Source organism: Lentibacillus persicus (assembly GCF_900112705.1).
Taxonomy (GTDB): domain Bacteria; phylum Bacillota; class Bacilli; order Bacillales; family Amphibacillaceae; genus Lentibacillus; species Lentibacillus persicus.
Genome location: NZ_FOMR01000009.1, coordinates 83,883 through 106,074, shown reverse-complemented (window position 1 = coordinate 106,074; position 22,192 = coordinate 83,883). Strand labels below are relative to the sequence as shown.

General features: G+C 45.4%; 24 protein-coding genes and 1 riboswitch. Of the genes, 12 read left to right on the top strand and 12 right to left on the bottom strand.

All coding sequences use genetic code 11. The features are described from left to right. Both BMZ22_RS12695 and tnpA read right to left on the bottom strand, forming a co-directional pair. Positions 1 to 1,104 (bottom strand): RNA-guided endonuclease InsQ/TnpB family protein, encoded by a 1,104-nt coding sequence (locus BMZ22_RS12695; RefSeq protein WP_090086173.1) that lies wholly within the window; start codon positions 1,102 to 1,104, stop codon positions 1 to 3. Positions 1,105 to 1,106: 2 nt separating this feature from the next. After that, positions 1,107 to 1,520 (bottom strand): IS200/IS605 family transposase, encoded by a 414-nt coding sequence (gene tnpA / locus BMZ22_RS12690; protein ID WP_143069985.1) that lies wholly within the window; start codon positions 1,518 to 1,520, stop codon positions 1,107 to 1,109. Positions 1,521 to 1,780: 260 nt separating this feature from the next. Here tnpA and BMZ22_RS12685 point away from each other — a divergent pair, with 260 nt between their 5' ends. Then, entirely contained in the window at positions 1,781 to 2,635 is an 855-nt protein-coding gene (locus BMZ22_RS12685; protein WP_090086169.1) for a VOC family protein, read from the top strand. A gap of 47 nt (positions 2,636 to 2,682) precedes the next feature. Here the strand turns inward: BMZ22_RS12685 and BMZ22_RS12680 are convergent, their stop codons facing one another. Together BMZ22_RS12680 and BMZ22_RS12675 are read right to left on the bottom strand one after the other, a co-directional pair. Then, the gene (locus tag BMZ22_RS12680; protein ID WP_090086282.1) at positions 2,683 to 3,288 is read right to left on the bottom strand and encodes an alpha/beta hydrolase; all 606 of its coding nucleotides are present in this window, start codon (positions 3,286 to 3,288) and stop codon (positions 2,683 to 2,685) included. Between the two features lie 25 nt (positions 3,289 to 3,313). Next, positions 3,314 to 3,733, bottom strand: coding sequence for a MarR family winged helix-turn-helix transcriptional regulator (locus BMZ22_RS12675; protein ID WP_090086167.1), 420 nt, complete (start codon positions 3,731 to 3,733; stop codon positions 3,314 to 3,316). Between the two features lie 190 nt (positions 3,734 to 3,923). On the opposite strand from BMZ22_RS12675, the gene BMZ22_RS12670 reads away from it, so the two are divergent. Genes BMZ22_RS12670 through thrB form a run of 3 tightly spaced genes read left to right on the top strand, consistent with a single transcriptional unit; the run spans position 3,924 to position 7,182 of the window. Continuing rightward, a complete protein-coding gene (locus tag BMZ22_RS12670) occupies positions 3,924 to 5,231 on the top strand; it encodes a homoserine dehydrogenase (protein ID WP_090086165.1) in 1,308 nt (435 codons plus the stop codon). Further along, positions 5,228 to 6,289 (top strand): threonine synthase, encoded by a 1,062-nt coding sequence (thrC, locus tag BMZ22_RS12665; protein WP_090086163.1) that lies wholly within the window; start codon positions 5,228 to 5,230, stop codon positions 6,287 to 6,289. The genes BMZ22_RS12670 and thrC overlap by 4 nt, the downstream gene beginning before the upstream one ends. Next, positions 6,286 to 7,182 carry a homoserine kinase gene (thrB, locus tag BMZ22_RS12660; protein ID WP_090086161.1) on the top strand — a complete coding sequence of 299 codons (897 nt, stop codon included), beginning with the start codon at positions 6,286 to 6,288 and terminating at the stop codon, positions 7,180 to 7,182. The genes thrC and thrB overlap by 4 nt, the downstream gene beginning before the upstream one ends. Before the next feature lie 50 nt (positions 7,183 to 7,232). On the opposite strand, the gene BMZ22_RS12655 is transcribed toward thrB, so the two are convergent. Further along, the gene (locus tag BMZ22_RS12655) at positions 7,233 to 7,526 is read right to left on the bottom strand and encodes a DUF3219 family protein (RefSeq protein ID WP_090086159.1); all 294 of its coding nucleotides are present in this window, start codon (positions 7,524 to 7,526) and stop codon (positions 7,233 to 7,235) included. Positions 7,527 to 7,700: 174 nt separating this feature from the next. Between BMZ22_RS12655 and cypC the strand changes: the two genes are divergently transcribed. Then, positions 7,701 to 8,972, top strand: a complete 1,272-nt coding sequence (gene cypC / locus BMZ22_RS12650; RefSeq protein WP_245745412.1) for a CYP152 family fatty-acid peroxygenase CypC — start codon at positions 7,701 to 7,703, stop codon at positions 8,970 to 8,972. Between the two features lie 105 nt (positions 8,973 to 9,077). Beyond that, a complete protein-coding gene (locus BMZ22_RS12645; RefSeq protein WP_090086154.1) occupies positions 9,078 to 10,490 on the top strand; it encodes a LysM peptidoglycan-binding domain-containing protein in 1,413 nt (470 codons plus the stop codon). A gap of 102 nt (positions 10,491 to 10,592) precedes the next feature. On the opposite strand, the gene BMZ22_RS12640 is transcribed toward BMZ22_RS12645, so the two are convergent. After that, positions 10,593 to 11,039: a YaiI/YqxD family protein gene (locus BMZ22_RS12640; RefSeq protein WP_090086152.1), complete on the bottom strand. Its 447-nt coding sequence runs from the start codon at positions 11,037 to 11,039 to the stop codon at positions 10,593 to 10,595. Between the two features lie 343 nt (positions 11,040 to 11,382). Between BMZ22_RS12640 and BMZ22_RS12635 the strand changes: the two genes are divergently transcribed. Next, on the top strand, positions 11,383 to 12,945 hold the full coding sequence (locus tag BMZ22_RS12635; RefSeq protein WP_090086151.1) for a BCCT family transporter: 1,563 nt from the start codon (positions 11,383 to 11,385) through the stop codon (positions 12,943 to 12,945). 323 nt (positions 12,946 to 13,268) lie between these two features. Continuing rightward, positions 13,269 to 14,090, top strand: coding sequence for a squalene/phytoene synthase family protein (locus BMZ22_RS12630; protein WP_090086149.1), 822 nt, complete (start codon positions 13,269 to 13,271; stop codon positions 14,088 to 14,090). Between the two features lie 96 nt (positions 14,091 to 14,186). Here BMZ22_RS12630 and BMZ22_RS12625 read toward each other — a convergent pair whose 3' ends face one another. Next, positions 14,187 to 14,612, bottom strand: a complete 426-nt coding sequence (locus BMZ22_RS12625) for a hypothetical protein (RefSeq protein WP_090086146.1) — start codon at positions 14,610 to 14,612, stop codon at positions 14,187 to 14,189. 176 nt (positions 14,613 to 14,788) lie between these two features. On the opposite strand from BMZ22_RS12625, the gene BMZ22_RS12620 reads away from it, so the two are divergent. Continuing rightward, positions 14,789 to 15,526 (top strand): MerR family transcriptional regulator, encoded by a 738-nt coding sequence (locus BMZ22_RS12620; protein ID WP_090086143.1) that lies wholly within the window; start codon positions 14,789 to 14,791, stop codon positions 15,524 to 15,526. Positions 15,527 to 15,772: 246 nt separating this feature from the next. Here BMZ22_RS12620 and thiE read toward each other — a convergent pair whose 3' ends face one another. The 5 genes from thiE to BMZ22_RS12595 all read right to left on the bottom strand — a co-directional run bounded on the left by thiE (position 15,773) and on the right by BMZ22_RS12595 (position 19,122). After that, complete coding sequence (gene thiE, locus BMZ22_RS12615; protein ID WP_090086141.1) at positions 15,773 to 16,381, bottom strand: thiamine phosphate synthase; 609 nt, start codon at positions 16,379 to 16,381, stop codon at positions 15,773 to 15,775. A gap of 3 nt (positions 16,382 to 16,384) precedes the next feature. Further along, positions 16,385 to 17,155 carry a hydroxyethylthiazole kinase gene (gene thiM, locus BMZ22_RS12610; RefSeq protein WP_090086139.1) on the bottom strand — a complete coding sequence of 257 codons (771 nt, stop codon included), beginning with the start codon at positions 17,153 to 17,155 and terminating at the stop codon, positions 16,385 to 16,387. Further along, positions 17,156 to 17,959, bottom strand: a complete 804-nt coding sequence (thiD, locus tag BMZ22_RS12605; protein ID WP_090086137.1) for a bifunctional hydroxymethylpyrimidine kinase/phosphomethylpyrimidine kinase — start codon at positions 17,957 to 17,959, stop codon at positions 17,156 to 17,158. It lies immediately after the preceding gene. Positions 17,960 to 17,971: 12 nt separating this feature from the next. Beyond that, a complete protein-coding gene (gene thiW / locus BMZ22_RS12600) occupies positions 17,972 to 18,463 on the bottom strand; it encodes an energy coupling factor transporter S component ThiW (protein WP_090086135.1) in 492 nt (163 codons plus the stop codon). An 85-nt stretch (positions 18,464 to 18,548) separates the two neighbouring features. Next, positions 18,549 to 18,667, bottom strand: a riboswitch (TPP riboswitch). Positions 18,668 to 18,777: 110 nt separating this feature from the next. Continuing rightward, a complete protein-coding gene (locus BMZ22_RS12595) occupies positions 18,778 to 19,122 on the bottom strand; it encodes a DUF1801 domain-containing protein (RefSeq protein ID WP_090086133.1) in 345 nt (114 codons plus the stop codon). A gap of 201 nt (positions 19,123 to 19,323) precedes the next feature. Between BMZ22_RS12595 and BMZ22_RS12590 the strand changes: the two genes are divergently transcribed. The 3 genes from BMZ22_RS12590 to panF all read left to right on the top strand — a co-directional run bounded on the left by BMZ22_RS12590 (position 19,324) and on the right by panF (position 22,163). Beyond that, positions 19,324 to 19,755: a DUF4064 domain-containing protein gene (locus tag BMZ22_RS12590; RefSeq protein ID WP_090086130.1), complete on the top strand. Its 432-nt coding sequence runs from the start codon at positions 19,324 to 19,326 to the stop codon at positions 19,753 to 19,755. 687 nt (positions 19,756 to 20,442) lie between these two features. Continuing rightward, on the top strand, positions 20,443 to 20,727 hold the full coding sequence (locus BMZ22_RS12585) for a YhdT family protein (protein WP_090086128.1): 285 nt from the start codon (positions 20,443 to 20,445) through the stop codon (positions 20,725 to 20,727). After that, positions 20,724 to 22,163, top strand: a complete 1,440-nt coding sequence (panF, locus tag BMZ22_RS12580; RefSeq protein WP_090086126.1) for a sodium/pantothenate symporter — start codon at positions 20,724 to 20,726, stop codon at positions 22,161 to 22,163. Before BMZ22_RS12585 ends, panF begins: the two co-directional genes overlap by 4 nt. The last annotated feature ends 29 nt before the right edge of the window (positions 22,164 to 22,192 follow it).

The following is a 22,192-nucleotide window of genomic DNA, read 5'->3' as shown; positions in this document are numbered from 1 at the left end:
TTAGGAAGCCGTTTCCAGTTTCCCTTTTGCCCTGCTTAAAATGTTTCGAGCCGCATTGACATCCCGGTCCACCGTGTAACCGCAGTCCGGACAACAATGCGTGCGTTCACCGAGGGATTTTCGGACAATAAGGTGGCAGTTGGAACATTCCTGGCTTGTATTTTGTGGATTCACTTGAATGACACACTTACCAGCCTCTTCCGCTTTGTAAGTCGTATACACAACAAGTGAACGCCACGAAGCATCCAGTATCCATTTTGATAGCGTCTTGTGTTTAACCATGTCTTGAATGTTGAGATCTTCAAAAGCGATGAGGTCGTATTGATCTGCCAGTTGGCGGCTCACTTTGTGCGCTCGGTCACGACGACGATTTGCCAACTGTTCATAAGCTTTTGTCAGTTGTTGCTTTGCCTTGTGCCATCGACGCGAACCTTTCTTTCGTCGTGACAGGATTTTGTTCCAATAATGAATTTTCTTCTCGGATTGTTTTAAAAAACGGTGGTTTTCGTATAAATCACCGTTCGAGGCGGTTGCCAGATTCAGAATACCCAGGTCAATGCCAATTTCCTCGCCTGTTGCTGGTGCCGGTTCCACGTCAATCTCACAGGAAAAACACGCATACCATTTGTTGTTTTGACGGCGAATGGTACATGTTTTAATCGTTCCCTCGATTTGTCGATGACACTTAATGCGAACATTGCCGATTTTGGACAGCTTGAGACATTTCCCGCTTAGAGCGAAGCCACTTTGAGGGTAGGTAAAACTATGATAGCGATTGTCACCCTGGAATCTCGGAAATCCTGCTTTCTGTTTAGCCTTCAGTCGTCGAAAAAAGGCTTGGAATGCTTTGTCCAGGCGCTCGGCAACATCCTGTAACACTTGAGATTGTATCTGCTTGTACTCAGGGACCTCCTGCTTTAATAGGGGAAGTTCCTTTTTTTGACCATAATAATGAATGCCGACACCACGTGTTTTATAAGCAAAGATTCGCTGCTCAAGCATGGCGTTATATAACTGACGGCACATCATTAATACCCAATTCATGTTGGCTTCTTGTTCCTGGTTCGGTTCCAGTTTAAACTTATACGTTTTTTTCATTATCATCTCTACCCTCTTTTGGATTGATTCGCAATATATTTTTGGATAGCATCTTCCGAAATAGAGCCAACCGTTTCAATATAAAAGCTACTGTTCCAAAGCCGTCCTTTCCACAGATACTGCTTTATATGAGGAAATTCCAAAAGTAGTTTGCGGGCAGAAATCCCTTTTAGCATTTTCACCATATAGGAAGGAGCCACTTTTGGGTGAGCGGACACAAAAGCATGAATATGATCAAGTTTACCCACTTCGATCATATGGACGATAAAACCTTTTTCTTCCGCTATATCCCGGAAAATTTCTTTTAGTCTTTTTTCGATAGTCTCGTTTAGAACTTTGCGACGATATTTCACTGACCAAACAAGGTGATAATTCATATGATAGACACATGTTCTTGCGTGGATAAGATTATTTTTCTTCATACATATAGTTTAGCATTTATAAGCATTAACTTCTATTATAAGAGTTATTATTGAGTAACATATGGTTTTAGATTATGCAAAGATGGCGGCGATTCATCTCCCCATTCGAAATGGGGAGATGAATCGCCGGTTATACTAAAATATTGCTTCAGTTTAAAATACAATCTTGCCAGAGCAATGTAAAGCATGTATAATAGGTTACATAAAGTAAGTTAGTGTAATATAATAATTTAATAGGCTGATAGGAAGGACTGACCTGGATGGAAAAACAATTTTTCGAAAAACCCGCCACATATGTAGGTGAGGTTAATATAAACGTTACAAATTTGGATAAAGCATTGTCATTTTATCAGGAAGTTATCGGGTTTGAAGTTTTGGAGCAATCAGATCAAAAAGCCGTATTGACTGCAGACGGCAGAACACCGTTGCTGACGCTGGTGCAGCCGGCAGATGCCATGCCAAAGGAAGGACGGACGACAGGGCTGTTTCACTTCGCAATCCTGCTTCCGTCAAGAGCCGACCTCTCAAGCTTTATTAAACATGCTGCACGAGCAGGGGCACGCCTCGGCGCGTCGGATCATTTAGTCAGTGAAGCCTTATATTTAAACGACCCTGATGGCAACGGAATTGAAGTTTACCGTGACCGTCCGTCAAATGAATGGGAATGGTCAGACGGTCAAGTGGCCATGTCGACTGAACCGCTGGATGCTGACAGTTTGGTTGCTGAAAGTGATAAAGAATGGAACGGTCTTCCGGCCGGTACGGTGATGGGCCATATTCACCTTCATGTGGCGAACCTGCAAAATACAAAGACCTTCTATATAGATGGGCTTGGCTTCGAGGTTGTAACCAATTATCCTGGTGCACTTTTTACGTCGACGGCTGATTACCACCATCACATAGGCTTAAATATTTGGAACGGTGAAAATGTGCCGGCACCATCTGAGAACAGTGCTGGTCTTAATTGGTATTCACTTGTGTTTCCTGATGAGCAAACAAGGGAAGAAAAAGTCAAAAACCTTGAGAATCAGGGTGTAACGGTTCAAAAGGAAACAAATGATTATATCGTTAAAGACCCTTCCGGCAATAAAATTCATATGCAGCTCGCTGACTGATTATAAAAATCGTTCGGATCTAGTCCGAACGATTTTTTGGTTGGCATTTACAGGTTTTTATACCACTCGGCAGCTGCTTTCACTTCGCCCATGGATAATTGATGGCCCATGTTTTCCCAATGGAGTTCGACGCGTGCACCTGCATTTTCGAGCAGTGATTTAAGATCTTCTGATTCTTCAGCTGAACATATCGGATCATTGGTTCCGGCGCCGATAAAGACTTTCTTGCCGGAAAGATCCGGGAGTTCTACACCGCGTCTCGGTACCATGGGATGATGCAAGATGGCTGATTTCAGAGCATTGTCGTAATGGAACAGCAGGCTGGCGGCAATATTGGCACCGTTCGAATAACCGACCGCTACAATATTATCTCGGTCAAAACTGTGTTCCTCGGCTGCTTCATCAAGAAATTCATAAAGCTCTTCAGTACGGGCAATCAAATCCTCTTCGTCGAAGACCCCTTCCGCCAATCGTTTAAAGAAGCGTGGCATACCGTTTTCTGATACGTTTCCGCGCACGCTCAGCACGTTGGCATCGGGATCAATTTCGCGTGCGAGCGGCAATAAATCCTGTTCCGTGCCTCCTGTGCCGTGGAGCAGCAGCAGTGTTGGTTTAGTCTGGTCATTACCTTTTTGAAAAATATGTTTCATGATTAGTCTCCTTTTCTGTTTGCCAAAATTACGCTTGTCCGACCCGTTTAAGAACATCGATGAGTGTTCGTTTTTCATCATCCGTTACATCCTGAAAGATTTCTTCAATTGCTTTCTGATGATGCGGGAAAATATTGTCCATCAGCTGTTTGCCTTCTTCAGTAATATGAATGTAGACAACCCGCCGGTCATCAGAGCAGGGGTGCCGTTCGATTAAATTTTTCGACTCGAGCTTATCAATCACATATGTCATTGAACCGCTATTAATCAAAACGGCTTCGGAAATTTGCTTTACAGTCAGTCTGCCTTTATGATATAACGCCTCAAGTACAGCGAAGTCGGATGTTTTCATATCATAGCGATTAATATCTTGCTTGACGTGATCTGTGACTGTTTTGGATGCCTTCATCAAGACGACAAATGCTCTTAATGATAAATTTCCTTCCATAAAAATCGCGCCTTTACTTTGAATTTGTTTAATTTGAATTCAAATTAATTGTAATATGCATCCATCCGCGTGTCAACTGAACAGATTTGTCACCTGCAGTAAATGTCAATCGTTCAAAAATTCGCTATTGCCATACTTTCATATTCATGTTTAAATGTATAAAATATAATTAAATAGAAGGGGTGATCATATGAAAGATAGTGTATCTGTCGGTTTACTTGGAGTAGGAGTTGTCGGCTCAGGTGTTATAAGCCTTATTGAGAAACATCAGGCTAAACTGGCGCATCAGCTGGGATGCAATGTGCATGTGAAAAGTGCGCTTGTCCGTAATCCGGAAAAAGCACGTGAAGTTGATGCGGGTGTCAATGGTACGGAGCTTACAACGAATTCTGAAGACGTTTTAAATGATCCTGAGATTGATGTTGTGATTGAAGTCATGGGCGGCATTGAAGAAGCACGTGAAGCGATTTTAAAAGCCTTTGAAGCGAAAAAGCACGTGGTGACAGCCAATAAGGATTTAGTCGCACTGCATGGCGCTGAACTGCATGAATCGGCAACGAAAAATAAATGTGACTTCTATTATGAAGCGAGTGTTGCCGGCGGAATTCCTATATTGCGCGGTATAACAGATGGGTTTGCTTCCGACCATATTGAACAGGTGATGGGAATTGTAAATGGCACGACGAACTACATAATGACAAAAATGAGTAATGAAGGCGTCAGCTATGAAGATGCTCTGAAACAGGCGCAGCAGCTTGGGTTTGCCGAGGCTGACCCTGCAGCTGATGTTGAGGGGCTTGACGCGGCCAGGAAGATGGCCATTCTCGGAAGGCTCGCTTTTTCCACTTATATTGACTTGGACGATGTAGAAGTAACGGGCATTAAGGATATAGAACTGACTGATTTGCAATACGGTGATCAGCTGGGGTTGACGATGAAGCTGATCGGATTTGCAAAATTTGACGGCAAAGAAGTTGAAGTGAATGTCCAGCCGGCTCTGATTTCCAAAGAGCACCCGCTGGCTGATGTCAAAAATGAATACAACGCTGTCTATGTTTACGGTGAGGCAGTCGGTGAAGCCATGTTTTATGGCGCCGGGGCAGGCAGTATGCCAACTGCTGCAGCCGTCATTTCTGACGTTGTGACAGTCATTAAAAACATGCACCGAGGTGTTACAGGCAGTCAGTTTGTTGAGCCGCGCTTTAAAAAAGAATTAAAATCTGAAAGTCAGCGTTTCAGCCAATATTATGTCCGGTTTCATGCAAAAGATGAAGCAGGTGTCTTCTCAAGGATTTCGTCATTGTTCAATAAGTTGGATATCAGCTTTAAACAGATTCTGCAGAACCCGTCAAAAAATCCTGACACAGCGGAAATCGTTGTTATCACACACACGGCATCACTTCAAAACATGAATGAAGCATTGGAAGAGCTCGAAAAGCTGGATGAAGTCGTCGAAATAAATAGCTTTTATAAAGTAGAAGGAGATGCTGACGCATGACGTGGAGAGGTTTGATTGACCATTACCGGGACTATTTGCCGGTTACAGACAAAACACCCGAGATTTCGCTGCATGAGGGCAACACACCGCTCATTCCTTTTTCAACGGTGTCTGAACAGCTCGGAATTGAATTGTATGGAAAGGTGGAAGGCATTAATCCGACCGGCTCGTTTAAAGACAGAGGAATGGCTTTAGCAGTTGCCAAGGCTGTTGAGGAAGGCAGTAATGCAGTAATTTGCGCTTCTACGGGAAATACCTCTGCTTCAGCAGCGGCTTATGCTGCCAGGGCAGGCATTCGGGTGATTATTGTCATCCCTAAAGGTAAAATTGCGCTTGGAAAGCTTGCACAAGCCGTGATGTATGGTGCCGATATTGTGGAAATCGACGGCAATTTTGATGACGCATTGAAAATCGTACGGAAAATCAGTGAAACGGCGCCGGTGACACTCGTTAATTCAGTGAACCCGTATCGTCTTGAAGGCCAAAAAACAGCAGCATTTGAAGTGTGTGATGTGCTTGGCTCAGCGCCTGATTATCTGACAATCCCTGTTGGCAATGCCGGTAACATCAGTGCTTACTGGAAAGGCTTTAAGGAGTATCATGAGAAACGTACAACAGGTCTGCCAAAGATGTTCGGTTTCGAAGCGGAAGGAGCAGCAGCTATCGTCCGGAATGAAGTGGTATCAGACCCGGAAACTATTGCAACAGCAATTCGGATCGGCAATCCGGCAAGCTGGGAGCTGGCGGTAAAGGCGCGTGATGAATCGAAAGGCTTTATCGGATCAGTTACCGATTCCGAAATAGCTGACGCCCAGAAGCTTTTGGCAAGAAAGGAAGGTGTTTTTGCCGAGCCGGGATCATGTGCTTCTTTAGCAGGTCTTATTCAGAAGTGCGAGAATGGGAAGATACCTGAAGGATCAAAGGTTGTAACGGTTTTGACGGGGAATGGATTGAAGGACCCTCAGACAGCAATCGATCAGATCGATGAAGATCCAGTGGTCTTGCCGAATGATGAAGCAGCCGTGACTGACTACATCGGGAAGCTGGTGAAGGTATGACACCGTTTGAAATACGTGTCCCGGCAAGCTCGGCAAATATCGGGCCGGGCTTTGATTCGATGGGACTTGCGCTCGATTTATACTTAACAGTGGCGGTATACCCTTCAGATAAATGGCAAGTCTTTCAGAATTCACCGCATCTTCCGAACCAAACAGATGATGAAGATCATTACATTCTCCAAATGGCCCGCAGCGTGGCGGCTCGCTGGAATCAGGAACTTCCGGCATGCAGACTGAGAATTGAAAGTGAGATTCCGCTGGCTCGCGGTCTGGGAAGCAGTGCTTCGGCGATTGTTGCAGGAATTGAGCTGGCCGATCAGGTATGTGTTCTGAACCTGACTCAAGAGCAGAAGCTGGAAATAGGGACTGAAATAGAAGGACATCCGGATAATATTGCCCCCGCGTTAATGGGCGGCTTTATCATTTCAACTGTGGTGGACGGGCATGTTGACTGGATATCATTGCCCGATCCTGACCTGGAGATGGTCCTCTATATTCCGGGGAGTGATTTGAAGACGGAAGAAGCCCGAAACGCTTTACCGGCAACTTATACACGGGAACTTGCCGCCTCAGCCAGCGCAATCAGCAACGTGCTGATTGCATCACTTGCGGCCGGCGATTATTTGCTGGCAGGCAGAATGATGGAGCATGACCTGTTCCATGAACCCTATAGAGCTTCACTGATTCCAAACTATGAGAGCATCCGGGATGAGGCTAAACAGCAGGGTGCATATGGAACCGTCATCAGTGGTGCGGGGCCGACGATGATGTCGTTCATTCCCAAAGAAAAAGGACAAACGATCGCCACCCACTTTCAACGTTTTCTTCCTGATTATCAGGTTGTGTTGCTCCTGGCAAATCATACAGGGTCATCGATAACACATATGACGTAACCACACAGCATTCGTTTCAGCTGTGTGGTTTTTATATAGGTTTGAAGCGCTTATTCCTTTTCAGTAAGTTCAAGTTTGAAATCACCAACTGCGCCTTCTTCATATAAATTTGTAATCGATGTGGCGTAGTTGCTGATAACGGCATGGAACGTGAGGTTCTCTTCAGGGACTTTTACCGTAAAGTCGTTTTCATAAAGAAGCACCGTTACATCATGATATGTTTCATGCGTGACTTTGAAATCGAAACTTATCCTGATTAATTCACGATCATTTTTGGCAATGGAATTTATTACGACATTAGAAGCTTTAAATGTCATATCATTTATAATAATTGTGCGGTCCATTTTTTCACCTTCTATCCTTCCATTTCTGTAATCTGCAAGGTCGCAGTCGAAACATCTTTCTTTAAATCGTAACAGGTTTTGCATTTGTCCGCTATGTTTGGGTCCTTTATGAGCCGGCAATAGCTTTAAAAGAGCATAATTCGCTAACGTAGAGGGAAAACAAAGAATTAGTTGATGAAATCAGGAAGGGAGAAACGATCGATGGCTATTCCGCACGAAAAAGGTTTGGATAACACTTATCAATTATTAAAAGAAGGTTTTCGCTATATACCGGAAAGGCGCCGTAAGTTCCAGTCGGATATTTTCCAGACGCGATTGCTTGGAAAAAAAGTTATATGCATCGGCGGTGAAGAAGCGTCTGAAATTTTTTATGATGAGGAAAAGTTTAAGCGAAAAGGTGTCGCCCCCAATCGTGTTAAGGAAACACTGTTTGGCAAGAAGGGTGTTCAGGGACTTGATGATGCGGCGCATAAACACCGCAAACAGTTGTTTATGTCGCTTATGACACCGGAGCGTCTGAAGGATCTGAGAGAAATCACGCGCAAGCAATGGCAAGTGGCACATAATAACTGGCAGAAAAGACATACGATGTCACTTTTTCATGAAACTGAAAAAGTCATGCTTCGCGTTGCCTGTGAATGGGCCGGTGTGCCTTTGTTTTCGCGTGAACTGGAGCAGCGCACCCGCGATCTTGCAGCCATGATTGATGCGTTTGGAGCCATTGGTCCGCGTCATTGGAAGGGTAGAACAGCGCGTAATCGATCCGAAAAGTGGGCAAAGAATCTTATTCAGCAAGCCCGCGATGGAAAGCGCCAGCCATCTGAAAATACAGCATTCTACGCAATGGCGTGGCATCGTGATTTAAACGGAAAGCTTCTGAGTTTGCATACGGCCGCAGTGGAATTACTGAACATTTTGCGCCCGATTACAGCTATTGGAAGATATGTTATGTTCGGGGCATTGGCGATGCATGACTTTCCGGAAACGCGAAAAAAGCTTCAGTCGGGTGACGCCATATACAGCCGGATGTTTGTTCAGGAAGTACGCCGCTACTACCCATTCGGGCCATTTTTAGGTGCAAAAGTCCGTCAGAAATTCGCGTGGGGCGGCCACCAATTTAATAAAGGTACGCTCGTTCTGCTTGATGTGTATGGAACGAATCATCACCCGGATCTTTGGAAGAACCCTGATGAATTCAGTCCCGAACGCTTTAAGGAATGGAGCGGGAGCCCGTTTGATTTTATACCGCAGGGCGGCGGTGACTACAATATGGGTCACCGCTGTGCAGGTGAATGGGTCACAGTGGAAATAATGCAAGTCAGCCTTGAATACTTGGCAAATCACATGAACTATAAAGTGCCGGAACAAAATTTGAATTATAGTATGGTACGCATGCCAACACTGCCAAAAAGCCGGTTTGCAATTAGCGATGTAACAACCCGCTAAGATTAAAGCAGCAAAATTTGACCTCTTTCCTCTAATAATTAACTGAGACAACCACCCATTGAATAGGATGGTATGTAGAGTTTGTATATAGGGGGAGAGGAGCCTATGCGGATACATGTCGTGCAAAGTGGTGAGACGCTTTGGCAAATAGCACAAAATTACGGGACAGCGATTAGTCAGATTGTTTTGTTGAATGAACTGGAAAACCCCGACTTGCTCGTGGTCGGGCAGACATTGGTTATTCCTGAACCTGGTAGTGAATATGTTATCCAGCCAGGTGATACGTTATGGCAAATAGCGCAAATGTTTGGCGTGTCGGTTCAGGAATTGGCAGCGGCCAATAATATTGCCGATCCGTCACTGATCTATGCCGGACAATTACTTCAAAATCCTTATTTCACGCATACCGTCAGCGCTGGTGAGTATATTTGGCTGATTGCTCAGTGGTACGGGGTCAGTCCGGAACAGATTATAGCAGCCAATAATATCGAACCGCCGGGGCTCATTTTTCCCGGACAGCAGTTAAGGATTCCCGCCCCGGTAAAACCTTTAACCGAGGTGAATGGCTACATTACAAGGGTGGATGCACAAGGTGTTCCTGAAGTGATGCGCCTCGGGAAGTATCTGACATATCTGTCGCCGTTTATGTACAGCATAACGGAAGATGGATCGCTCACAACACTTCCGGAGCAGCCTGTTCTTGAAGCAGCCAGAGCTAATAATATCGCCCCTTTATTGGTCGTGACGAATTTTACCCAAAATGAGTTTAACTCAGATTTAGCGGCTTCTGTACTCCGCAGCACTGAAGCGCAGGAACAGCTTATAAATGACCTTCTTGAAATTATGCGTGCAAAAGGCTATGCAGGGGTGAATTTTGATTTTGAATATGTTTATCCTGAGGACCGCGAGAACTACAATCAATTCCTGCGGCTTGTCGTAGCACGACTCCGCCCGGAAGGTTTCCTCGTTTCCACGGCTTTGGCACCAAAAGAAACGGCGGACCAGGTGGGTTTGTTGTATGAAGCACATGACTATGCGGCACATGGGGAGATTGTTGATTTTGTTGTGTTAATGACATATGAATGGGGCTGGGCAGGCGGCGAGCCATGGGCGATTGCACCGATAAACAAGGTAAGAGATGTACTCGATTACGCGGTAACCGTCATACCGCGTGATAAAATCCTTATGGGTGTGCCGCTGTACGGCCGTGATTGGGAGATCCCTTGGGTAGAAGGGACCTTTGCCAGTACAGTAAGTCCGAAAGAAGCGGTCCAGCTGGCAGCAGCGAATGGTGTGTCCATCCAGTATAACGAAACGTACCAGTCGCCATTTTTCCGCTATAGCGATGAAAGCGGTCAGGAACATGAAGTATGGTTTGAAGATGCGCGCAGCATGCAGGCAAAATACGACACCGTGAAGGAATATGGCTTAAGAGGTGTCAGCTATTGGGCGCTGGGTACACCATTCCCGCAAAATTGGCCGGTGCTCCAGGATAATTTTACAATCAGAAAATATTAGCCACTTCCCTTTGAAGCGGTTTCACCGTTTCAAGGGGCTTTACTGGTTGTGTTGTTTGTTCAGCTGCAAGCAGTTGCAATTAACTTCTGTGTATGGAATAGACTAGCGTGCGTCCTCAAGTGTTTTCCGGAACAGATCGCGAAATTTCATTTCATCCTCATGGCTGAACGCTTTCGGCCCTCTTGTCCGCTTCCCGCTTTTGCGCGCCATTGCATTCATGTAACGCGTCTGCAGCAGATGGTCGATATTCTGATTCGTGTATGTAAAACCTTTATGATGCAGCACAATGCATCTTTTGGAAAGGCCGAGTGAAGCAAGACCGTAATCCTGGGTTACGATGATATCCCCCGGGTCAGCAAGTTGCATGATCCGGTAATCCGCAGCTTCAGCGCCTGTATCAACATAAACTGTCTCCACGCCGGGCTGTTCATCGTCATGTGAAAAATGGGAGAAGCTCTTCACGAGCACGACCGGCACATTGAGTTCCCGTGCGACGGATATAATCGTTTTTTTAACCGGACAAGCATCGGCATCAACGTAAATTTTCATTTGAATTCCTCCGTTTTGTATCTACGGTCATTTTAGCAGAAGTCGGACAGTGAAACCACTTGGGGCGTTGAGGCGAAACAGGTTTTAGTATCGTAATGCTGACAGTTGAGGATTAATGTCGCTAAAAGCGGGGAATATATGCAAAACAGGGCAATCATTTTTTGTTGACGATTCCTTTCAACGAAACTATAATTACAAACTATGTTTAAAATAAAAACATGAGCAAGCTGGTGGTTTTTAGAGAGATAGAGCAGATAAATGGTTCGAGCAAAGGATAATCATTTTCCACCCAACGGTCAATCATAACAGCTAAGACACTTGCTCCAAAAAATGGAGGCAAATTTTGCAGGGAAAAGGAAAATTTAAAACGGACTGGACCGTTTTTGCCGTCAGTGGCGGTTTTTTAATCTTGTTTATCGTATTATCGTTTTTGAACAGTGAAGCAGTTGGTGAGTGGATCACGCGATTATTTGATTACTCCGCGGATTTGTTTGGAGCCTATTGGCAGGTATTGCTGTTTGGTAATTTTGCAATTGGTATTTATTTAGCTTTTTCACGATATGGCAGAGTACGATTGGGAAAAATGGATAAACCGAAGTATAGTTATTATCGCTGGGTGGCGATGATACTTGTGACACTTCTGGCCAGTGGCGGCGTCTTCTGGGCTGCCTCTGAACCGATGTATCACTACATGACATCACCTCCGCTGTTTGGCGGTGGTGAATTCGATAATATTTGGGCTGCTTTTGCGCAGTCGTTTATGCATTGGGGCTTTCTGGCGTGGGCAATTCTTGGGACCCTTGCTGTCATTGTCATGATGTATGTGCACTACAGCAAAGGCTATCCAATGCGGCCGCGGGCACTGCTGTACCCAATATTCGGGGAAAAAATCTTTCATAAAAGTGTACTCGGGTCCGCAGCTGATATCTTTTCCATTATTGCAACAGCGGCCGGAACCCTCGGACCGTTAGGCTTTCTCGGTCTGCAGATATCGTACGGCCTTAATCATTTGTTTAACATCCCGAATACGGTTACTGTCAGTATTCTGGTAGTAGTGGTGCTGGCTGTCATTGCTGCGATATCCGCTGCAACGGGGGTCGATCGCGGAATTCTGCTGTTGAGCCGGGTTAATGTCGGCATGACGTTTGTATTAGGCGGTATTATACTTCTGATTGGGCCGACGTTATTTCTCATTGATGCATTTGTTGGCGGAACCGGCACGTATTTACAAAATTTCTTTGCAATGAATTTTTACCGTGGTGATAATACGTGGCTTGGGGCCTGGACCATCTTTTTCTGGGGCTGGTTCATTGGCTACGGTCCGATGCTGATTATATTTATCAGCCGGATTTCGCGCGGCAGAACAATCCGTGAATTGATAATTGCCGTGTCGATTGTCGCCCCGCTCGTGACGAATTTCTGGTTTTCGGTTATCGGTGGAACCGGCGTGTTCTATGAAATGGAAAACCCTGGATCCATTTCAGGTGCGTTGAATGAAGCAGGGATGCCTGCAGCGGTCATGGCGATTATGGATCAGCTGCCCTTTGGTACGGTGATGGCAGTGGCTTTTCTTTTGATTTCAATTGTATTTGTGGCAACAACCACGGATACGATGTCGTATACCGTCTCTGTGACCTTGACAGGAAATGACCATCCTGCACGTTGGCTGCGCGTCTTTTGGGCGCTGATATTTGGCGGCACAACGATGGTGATTTTGACGATTGGAGAGGGCAGTATTTCTGCTATCCAAAATTCGATTGTCATAACGGCTGTTCCAGTTTCGTTACTGCTGCTGCCACCATTGTGGAATGCACCGCAGATTGCCAGGAAAATGGCGCTCGAACAGGGACTTATGTGGGAGCGGCCGAGAAGAGGAAGACCAATTAAAATTGATCATAAAAAGTAGATTAGGCTGGGACATAACTTATATATCAGATATAAAAGACGAACGATAATTAAGGTTAGCGGAGGAAACATGCGGAGACTCCTGCGGGAAGAGAGGCATAGGTGAGACAAGGAAGTGCCTTGGCACGAGTTGGCTCACCAGCCGCCCGCGGAAAGCGAAGCATATTTCCGGAGCGGTGTATCCCGCTTCCTTTCCTAATAATCGTTCGTCTTTTCCTTTACTTTTAAACCTTTTGTCCCAGCTTCCTTTTTGTTCGAATGTTGTCATATTATTTCGTGTGTATTTTTGTTATAATATAAATACGATTGAGGGAGGCGTCACCGTTGAGTGAAGCGAAAAAGCTGCAAAGAGATGCAAATAACATATTGAAACAGACAAGCCGCACGTTTTACATACCGATTACACTGCTGAAGTCTCCGCTGGATCAGACGGTGGGCTCGGCCTATCTATGCATGCGGGCAGTTGATGAAATAGAGGACCATGAAAAGTTGGATTCGGAAACAAAACAACATTTGCTCCGCTCTACAAGCGATTTATTGAAACAGGCCAGATTTGATAAGCGAGCATATTACGAATTAGTGCGACCTTATGAAGCGATTTTACCCGAAGTGTCACGACGGCTTGGTGATTGGGTTCGCCTTTGTCCTGATGGCATTGTTGATAAGGTAAAAGAGTCAACGGCTATTATGGCATCCGGAATGGCTGACTGGGCAGAAAAGGGATGGTATATCAGGGATGAAGCTGATCTGGATGATTATACCTATTATGTAGCCGGTCTTGTCGGGGTTATGCTTTCTGATATCTGGGAATGGTATGACGGTACAGAGACCGACCGGGAACTTGCGGTTGGTTATGGACGCGGACTTCAGGCTGTTAACGTTTTGCGGAACCAGGATGAAGACAAAGAGCGCGGTGTCAGTTTTGTACCGGATGGATGGACACAGGAAGATTTGTTTGGCTACACTGAAAAAAATCTGGCAATGGCCGATAAGTATATGGAAGACCTTCATACCCGGACGATAAAGCTGTTTTGCCGGATCCCGCTTGCATTGGCTAAGCGCACATTGAAGGCGTTAAAAGAAGGCCGCGAAAAGATTTCCAGAAATGAAGTTGAGACGATTGTTGAAGATATAAAAAATGACTGATAGAAGCCACCTTTCATACTTCGAATGGTGGCTTTTTTGTTATTGCTTAGTTTTGATAATGATGGGGAAGGGGCGGTAAGCTTTGCAGCAAGCACCTTAATAGCATTGGAAGGACTGTATATTATCCAAGTCGACACCGTAGTATACCCATCTGTTCCGCTGCCATCTGAACCCTGCAATCGAGCGTCTGCCGATAAAGATTGGAAAAAACCAGAACGAATCCCATCTTAGCCAAATATAGGTAAATCGAAATAAGCATCCTTGGATTGCTCCTGGGTCGACTGCAAATACGCCGAAGCCTCCTTGTGCTTGCTGGGTTTGTGGCTGTTGTGGTGTGAAAGAAGGCGGCGGGGATGAAGGTGCGCTTACTTGCTGCTGTCCTCCCGGAAAACCTGAGGGCGGTCCGCCACCAGGCTGTCCGAATGGCCCGCCAAATGGGGGGACTGACCCCGGTCCGCCGTCCTGAAACCACGGCAGGTTAAATATTCTCGCATCGCCATAGGGTGGCTGATTATGATTCATATGCTATTTCCTCCTTAATCATATTACGCTTTAGCATATGGCTATTCGTCTATAGTTGTATGGGCGTTTGATAGGGATAATGTTGTCCTTTTCTATCTTTAGGGTTAAATTTTTGCGATCCTATTGACTTTAACGTTACGTAATACTTTACAGTAACAATTAAGGGGGGTAGACGAATGAAAGTAAAAGAAGCGGCAGAATTAGCAGGTATCAGCGTACGCACGCTGCATCATTACGATGAGATTGGTCTGTTAAAACCCGAGACGACTCAATCAGGCTATCGGCTATATTCAAAAACCGATTTGGAAAAGTTACAGCAGATTCTGTTTTTTAAACAGCTGGGTTTCCCTTTGAAAAGGATAAAGGAGATTATCAATGATCCATCATTCAACAGAGAAGAAGCATTGCGGGTTCAGCGCAACATGTTGCAGGAAGAACGTTCCCGTCTCGACAATATGATTGCGACAATTGATAAAACGATCCGGCATACGAAAGGAGAGATTGAAATGAATGATAAGGAAAAATTTGAAGGGTTCGATCTCAGTCATAATCCATATGAACAGGAAGCGCGTGAACGGTGGGGTGATAAAGCCGTTGATAAATCTAATGCTAAAATTCAACAGAGGTCAAACGATGAACAAAAAGAAATGAGCGACGAATTTGATCGAATTTATCGAAGCCTTGCAGCCATACGGGATCAAGCACCTGACTCGGACGACGCACAAGCTGCCATTGAAGTCTGGTACGACTACCTGAACAAGATTGGTGATTACTCACTTGAGGCTTTTAAAGGGCTCGGGCAGTTGTATGTCGATGACGAGCGCTTTACGAAAAACATTGATAAGTACGGTGATGGACTGGCAGTGTTCATGCGTGATGCTATGGCAGAGTATGCAGAGCGGGATAAGGCTTAATCTCAAAAATGGTCAAACGGCCACCTGGGTGGCCGTTTAATTGGGCTGGATTAGGTGGAGCGTACAAAAGCGGTTTTTTAGCGGAAATCCCGAAGCCCATCGTAATTTTCCCGAAGTCCACCCTCAAAGTCCCGAAGTTCATATAATTTTTCCCGAAGTTCACACTCAAAACCCCGAAGTTCACAAATTCTGCAAAATCACCGCCTGCTAAAATCAAATTGTCGAGGCAAAATAAATTAGGAATGCCTAAGACAGACTTTTAACAGCTCTTTCGATGTTGTCCGTTTTTGTTATGGCCGAAATAACTGCAACCCCATCAGCGCCAGCCTTGATAACCGAAGCCGCATTTTTCTCAGTAATCCCGCCGATACCAACAATCGGGATGTCGGGATACTGCTGTCTCAAGCTTTTAATCCATTCAAGTCCAACCGCTTGTTCGGCATCGTCCTTGGATGAGGTGGCAAAGACCGATCCCGCTCCAAGGTAATCAGCCAAATGGACAGGACTGTTGTCAACCTCAGCCTGGTTTGATACCGATAAGCCGATTTTCTTATCAGGATAGATTTCCCGTGCTTTTTCAAGCGGCATGTCATCCTGCCCGATGTGAAGCCCGTCAGCTTCCAGTGGCTCCACTAGGTCAAGATCATCATTTACAAAAAACAGCACGTTATGACGGGCGCAAATATCACGCAGCCGCTGTCCCAATGCCAATTTTTCCTTTCCGGTTAAAGAACCTTCCCCTTTTTCCCGAAATTGAAATGCTGTAATTCCGGCTTTTGCTGCTTCTTCCAGGATATCCTCGGGCTTACGGTCACAATTCTGACTCCCCATGATAAAATACTTTCTCAGATTCATACATTAAGTCCTTTCCAGTTCGGCTGGCTCACGTGATAATGCATCGATAAAATGGGGAAGAAATGTGCCCGGACCGTTAACATCTGCCTTATTGGCAGCATGTTCAGCGGCCAGCCCGTAAAATTCAAGCGCAGTTGATGCCTGATCTCCGATAGTGTTGTTTGTTGTCAGGCACGCAGTTAATACCGAACCAAGCAGACAGCCGGCACCGGTAATTTTGCCTAAAAGCGGATGGCCGGTATCATTGTGTAAAATATCACCGTCAACACAAATGGCATCTGTTTTTCCTGTGACAATCGCAGACGTCTGATACGTTTCTGCCACTTTGGCGGCAATTGCATCAGCGTTACCGTCACCGAGTGAATCAACACCTTTCATTTCCCAGGGGATGTCAACAAGACGTGCAAGTTCGCCGGCATTTCCTTTTATCGCAGTAGGCCGTACGTTATTGAGGATTTGTTTAACAGCTTCAGTCCGGAATGGCGTTGCTGCTACACCCACAGGATCAATAACAACCGGAATCCCTTTTTCATTTGCTGCGACGCCTGCGCGGATCATCGCTGAAAGTTCATCAGATGTGAGTGTTCCGATATTAAGCAGAACACCATCGGCATTCGAAGCCATGTCACGTGCTTCTTCTTCCGCTTTCGCCATAACGGGGGCAGCACCGAAAGCTAACAGACCATTGGCTGAGAAGTTCATGACAACCTGATTGGTCAGGTGATGGATGAGTGGCATCGTTTTTCGTGCTTCTTGAATAATTGATTGATTCATTTACGTCACTCCTTTCATTCGATGTGCCCATTGATTGGTCGGACCGCTCCCTTGTCCGATGTCAAATGAGTAACGGATAGCTGAGGTGATAAAGTCTTTTGCCATACGGACGGCATCCGGCAGCGTGTAACCGTGACTCATATAAGCTGTGATGGCTGCTGAATAGGTACATCCCGTCCCGTGTGTGTTTGTCGTATCGATACGCTCGGTTGAGAACGTATGCAACGTCTTGCCATCGTATAAAAAGTCGACTGCTTCACCTTTCATATGACCGCCTTTCACAAGCGCGGCCCCTGCACCGAATTCATGCACAATTTGCTTAGCTGCTGCCTGCATGTCTTCGGGTGTTTTTAATGTTTGGCCGGTAATCACTTCTGCCTCCGGTATATTCGGCGTAACCAACGCTGTCATCGGCAAGAGGCTCTCACGCAGAAATGTGCGGGAATCTTCGGCGATTAACGTATGCCCGCTTGTGGTTACCATAACCGGGTCCATAATAAAAGGGATGTCCAATTTGGAAATTTTCTCGGCAACGGCATCCATAATCTCAATATTGGCCAGCATCCCTGTTTTGAATGCCTGAAAGGGAATATCGGAAATAACCGAATCCAATTGCTGCTTAATCATCGGAACGGACATATGCGTGAGATCCTGAACGCCAGTTGTATTCTGGGCAACCACAGATGTAATAACTGACATGCCGTACGTTTTTAATTCCTGAAACGTTTTAAGGTCAGCCTGAACCCCCGCGCCACCGCTTGGGTCGGTTCCGGCTATTGTTAATGCTGCAGGTACTTGCTCCATTGTAAAACCTCCTTATATGCGATTTTCCAGTAAATTGACCTGGTTGACTTTCGAGACGACAAACCAGCCGATTAATGCCCCAGATATACTGCTGACGAGAAATGACGGTATAAAGAAAAATGCACCGGCTGAACTGCCCAGCAGAATTCGTGCAAATGGGACTGCGAATAGGGCCCCTATAATACCAGTTCCGATTGCTTCCCCGAGCGCTGCGAGCCCCTTCCTATTTGTGAGCCGGTAAAGCCAGCCGGCAAGGAAAGCGCCGACCATGCCGCCGGGGAATGCAAGCAATGTTCCCAGACCAAGCATGTTACGCAACAGCCCAATCATAAAGGCAATGCCGACAGCGGGCCCGGGCCCCAAAGTGACAGCAGCCATGACATTGACGGCGTGCTGGACAGGATAGGCTCTGGCGACGCCTGCAGGGAACCATAAGAGTTGTGCGCCCAAGGTTCCGATGGCTACAAACACAGCCATCGTTGTAAGCAGACGTGTGCGGTTCATTTTTAAGCCTCCTTTCATTAGGGGCGAAAATGTCATCAAAAAAGCCAGACCCACATACTGGACCTGGCTTGAAAGCTCTGAAATCAATTCCGTCAGACTACTTCCCTACGCTGGTGTTAACCAGATCAGGTCCGTAAGAGTCGGAAAGTAAATAAAACGCCTTTCCTCTCAGCCCGCGACTTTTGGGCACCCCTAGTAGTGATACTATTATATTGTTCATTTATAATCAGTGTAACAGAGGATTACAAACTTGTCATGATTTTTATAAAATTCCAAATGGGTTAGAGGTAATGAAAATGGTCAGAAGGGGATGGTTACGTTTCCAGTTCGATGGCTTCACGTATAAGTGCTGAAAATTGCTCGGGTTGAATATCGTTTAATTGGTTTACACGGATATGGCGCATTTTTTTACCGCTGCCTTGAAGAAGATTATCCTTATCTTTCAGGTGGGCTCCAAAGTAGAATCCGAGATTGACATGCTGTTTGGCTGTCTGCAGATAACATACCAACCCATTTTCAATGTAACAGGGCTTTCCCCATTTCATTTCTTCTGTTATGTTTGGTGATGTTTCAAAAATCAACTTTCTCAGCTGTCTGATAATGTCTTGGATGTTTTCGGGAGAGTTAATTATGAATTGATCAACTTCCTTGTTGTGCATATAACGACACTCCTTTAAGGTCCTGAGGCTGGGCATATAAATAGTATATCAAACAATGTACGAATAGGGATACTGGATTATGCATCTTAAAAAAGAAAAATTGGACGGTTTTATGGTACAATTAGTAAAATACAGAGGCGTTGAATAATTCATTCGACACGTCGCATATAATCATGCAGATGCAAGTGAGGAGGAACTTAAATGAGCAGAACAGGGGAAATTGTATTAACAGTTATCGGTGCACTCGTTTATGCCTTTTTCGGGGCGATGGGCGCAATTATGGTCTGGTTTTTTAACAATGAAGCAATTTGGAATGAAGCAAGTCAGGAAATTCAGCAGCAACAGCCGGAATTGGCTCAAGGTGACATGGAAGCTGCGCTCGGCATTTTCCAGGGCGGCGGCTGGTTTTTGATCATTCTTTCTGTTATTGGTGTAATTTTGGGTATTCTTTCGATTGTATTTCTGAAAGGTAATAAAAAACCGAAAGCTGCTGGCATTATATTAATCGTAACAGCAGCTGTCAGTACGCTCGCTACACTCGGTGGCCTCATATTCGGAGGCGTATTCTACCTGATTGCCGGCATCATGTGTCTTGCACGAAAAACGCCGGCTGAACCAGTCACAACAGAATAATGTTAAGCGTTCGAGCGGCTTTTTTTAGCTGCTCTTTTTTTACATGGCTGCTTTCATAATAGTTATTTACTGCTTCGTAATGGATGTAAACTGCGAACCAGTGAAAATTCTTCAGTAAGTGCTATGCCACCGCTCCGGAAATACACTCCGCTTTTCGCGGGCGGCTGGTGAGCCCCTTCGTGCTGGCGCACTTCAGTGTCTCACCTATGCCTTTGCTTCGACGAACAGGATGTTCTAGTGTCGGCGTTGGTCACAGGACGTGACCGACTTTAGCCGACCCGCAGAAGTGTCCGTGTATTTCCTACGCTGGTGTTTGTGCTTCTCAATCGCAATTTTTGGTACTTAATTAAATCTCACGTGTGAATGTTGATTGGAGTGGAAGGCAGTCGACTCCAGCGGGAAAAGCAACAGCTGAAGACCCCGCAGGAAGCGGTTTTCTTCCGAGGAGGCTGAGGCGTTGCCCGCGGAAAGCGACTGCCTGGAACGGAAATCAACAAGCACTACGTCGCAGTTTATGGAAACTGTGAAGTTTTGAAAGCAACAAAGGTTACGAAAAGAGCCTTTCACATAAAAAATGATGATTAAATTTTTTAAATATTTATAATGTGTCGGATTATGTTATATTAAACAGAGAAAATGGTGGTTAAATATTAGATTGTGATGATTAACGTGCATGGAGATGATAGAATGCAGGGCGAAAATACGGAGAAAAATGATCCACGCTACAAAATAGCCAATCGTGAAGCACTGATTGGCGTTGGCCTGGTCATTTTTAACTTTGTATGGTGGTTTGCGTTTGCTTATGGACTTGGTGGAAAGGATCCATCAGAGTACACGTATATCTTTGGTCTGCCTGCCTGGTTTTTTTACAGCTGTGTGCTTGGATTTGTGGTCATGGCAGTACTCGTGATTGTTGCAGTAAAAAAGTGGTTTGTCGAAGTTTCATTTGATGAAGAGGGAGAAGAAAAATGAATTGGCAAGCATTAGTTCCGTTAATTGGTGTTATTTTAATTATATTCGGTACTGGAGTGTGGGCAGGTAAATACATAAAATCGTCCAACACGTTTATGCAGGATTATTTTCTTGGCGGGCGAAGTCTGGGCGGATTTGTCCTGGCTATGACAATGACAGCTACATACGGCAGTGCCAGCAGCTTCATAGGCGGCCCCGGAACTGCGTATACAGAGGGGATGGGCTGGGTGCTTCTGGCGATGACACAAGTGTCGACAGGTTATTTTGTATTAATGGTGCTTGGTAAAAAGTTTGCGATTGTGACGCGGAAATACAACGCTTTGACGATGGTAGATTTTTTAAAAGAGCGTTATCGATCAAAATGGGTCGTCCTTATTTCGGCATTCAGCATCATTATCTTTTTATTTTCCGCTATGGCCGCTCAGTGGATTGGCGGAGCACGTTTAATTGAGTCACTTATCGGCATACCTTACATAACGGCGCTGTTCATTTTTGCAATATTAGTGCTTATCTATGTTATTATTGGCGGTTTTCGGGCAGTGGCGCTAACAGATTCGATTCAGGGGACAATTATGTTTGTCGGGACACTCATATTACTGATTGCGACGATTGTTGCAGGCGGCGGTATTTCCAATATCATGTCAGATCTTTCTGCTGAGAACCCCAATTTGATTACACCATATGGTGCAGAGGGGACGCTGACACCGGCTTTTGTGTCATCTTTCTGGATTCTGGTCGGTGTGGGCGTTGTAGCTTTGCCGCAGATTACGGTAAGGGCAATGTCTTATAAAGATTCCCGCTCGATGCACCGTGCGATTATTATCGGCACCATCGTCGTTGGCGTCATCATGTTAAATATGCATTTGATCGGTGTGTTTGCCCGCCCGATTTTGCCGGATATTAAAGTCGGTGACAAAGTGATGCCGCTGATCGCCTTGGAAGTGCTGCCAAATTGGCTTGCTGGTATTGTATTGGCTGCCCCGATGGCGGCGATTATGTCGACGGTTGATTCATTGCTGCTATTGGTGAGTTCATCGATCGTAAAAGATGTTTATTTGAACTATGTGGAGCCCAACGCGTCACACCAGCGCGTGAAGCGTCTCAGTATAGGGGTGACCGCAATCCTTGGTGTCATTGTCTTTGTAATGGCGTTAAACCCGCCGGATTTAATTATTTGGCTGAATTTATTTGCTTTTGGTGGGCTAGAAGCAGCATTTATTTGGCCGATTGTCATGGGTTTATATTGGCAAAAGGGTAATAAATACGGGGCAATTGCTTCGATGATAACTGGTGTTGGTCTGTATATTCTATCGGATTCCTTTTTTCCTCAGCCATTTGGTCTTCACTCAGTCGTTATGCCGGTAGTCGTGTCGTTCTTTGCTTATTTGCTTGTGAGCTTAGCGACTCAGGAAAAAGTGATTGGAGAGAAGGCTTGACGGATGATTGATGCAGTTTTATCTCAGCA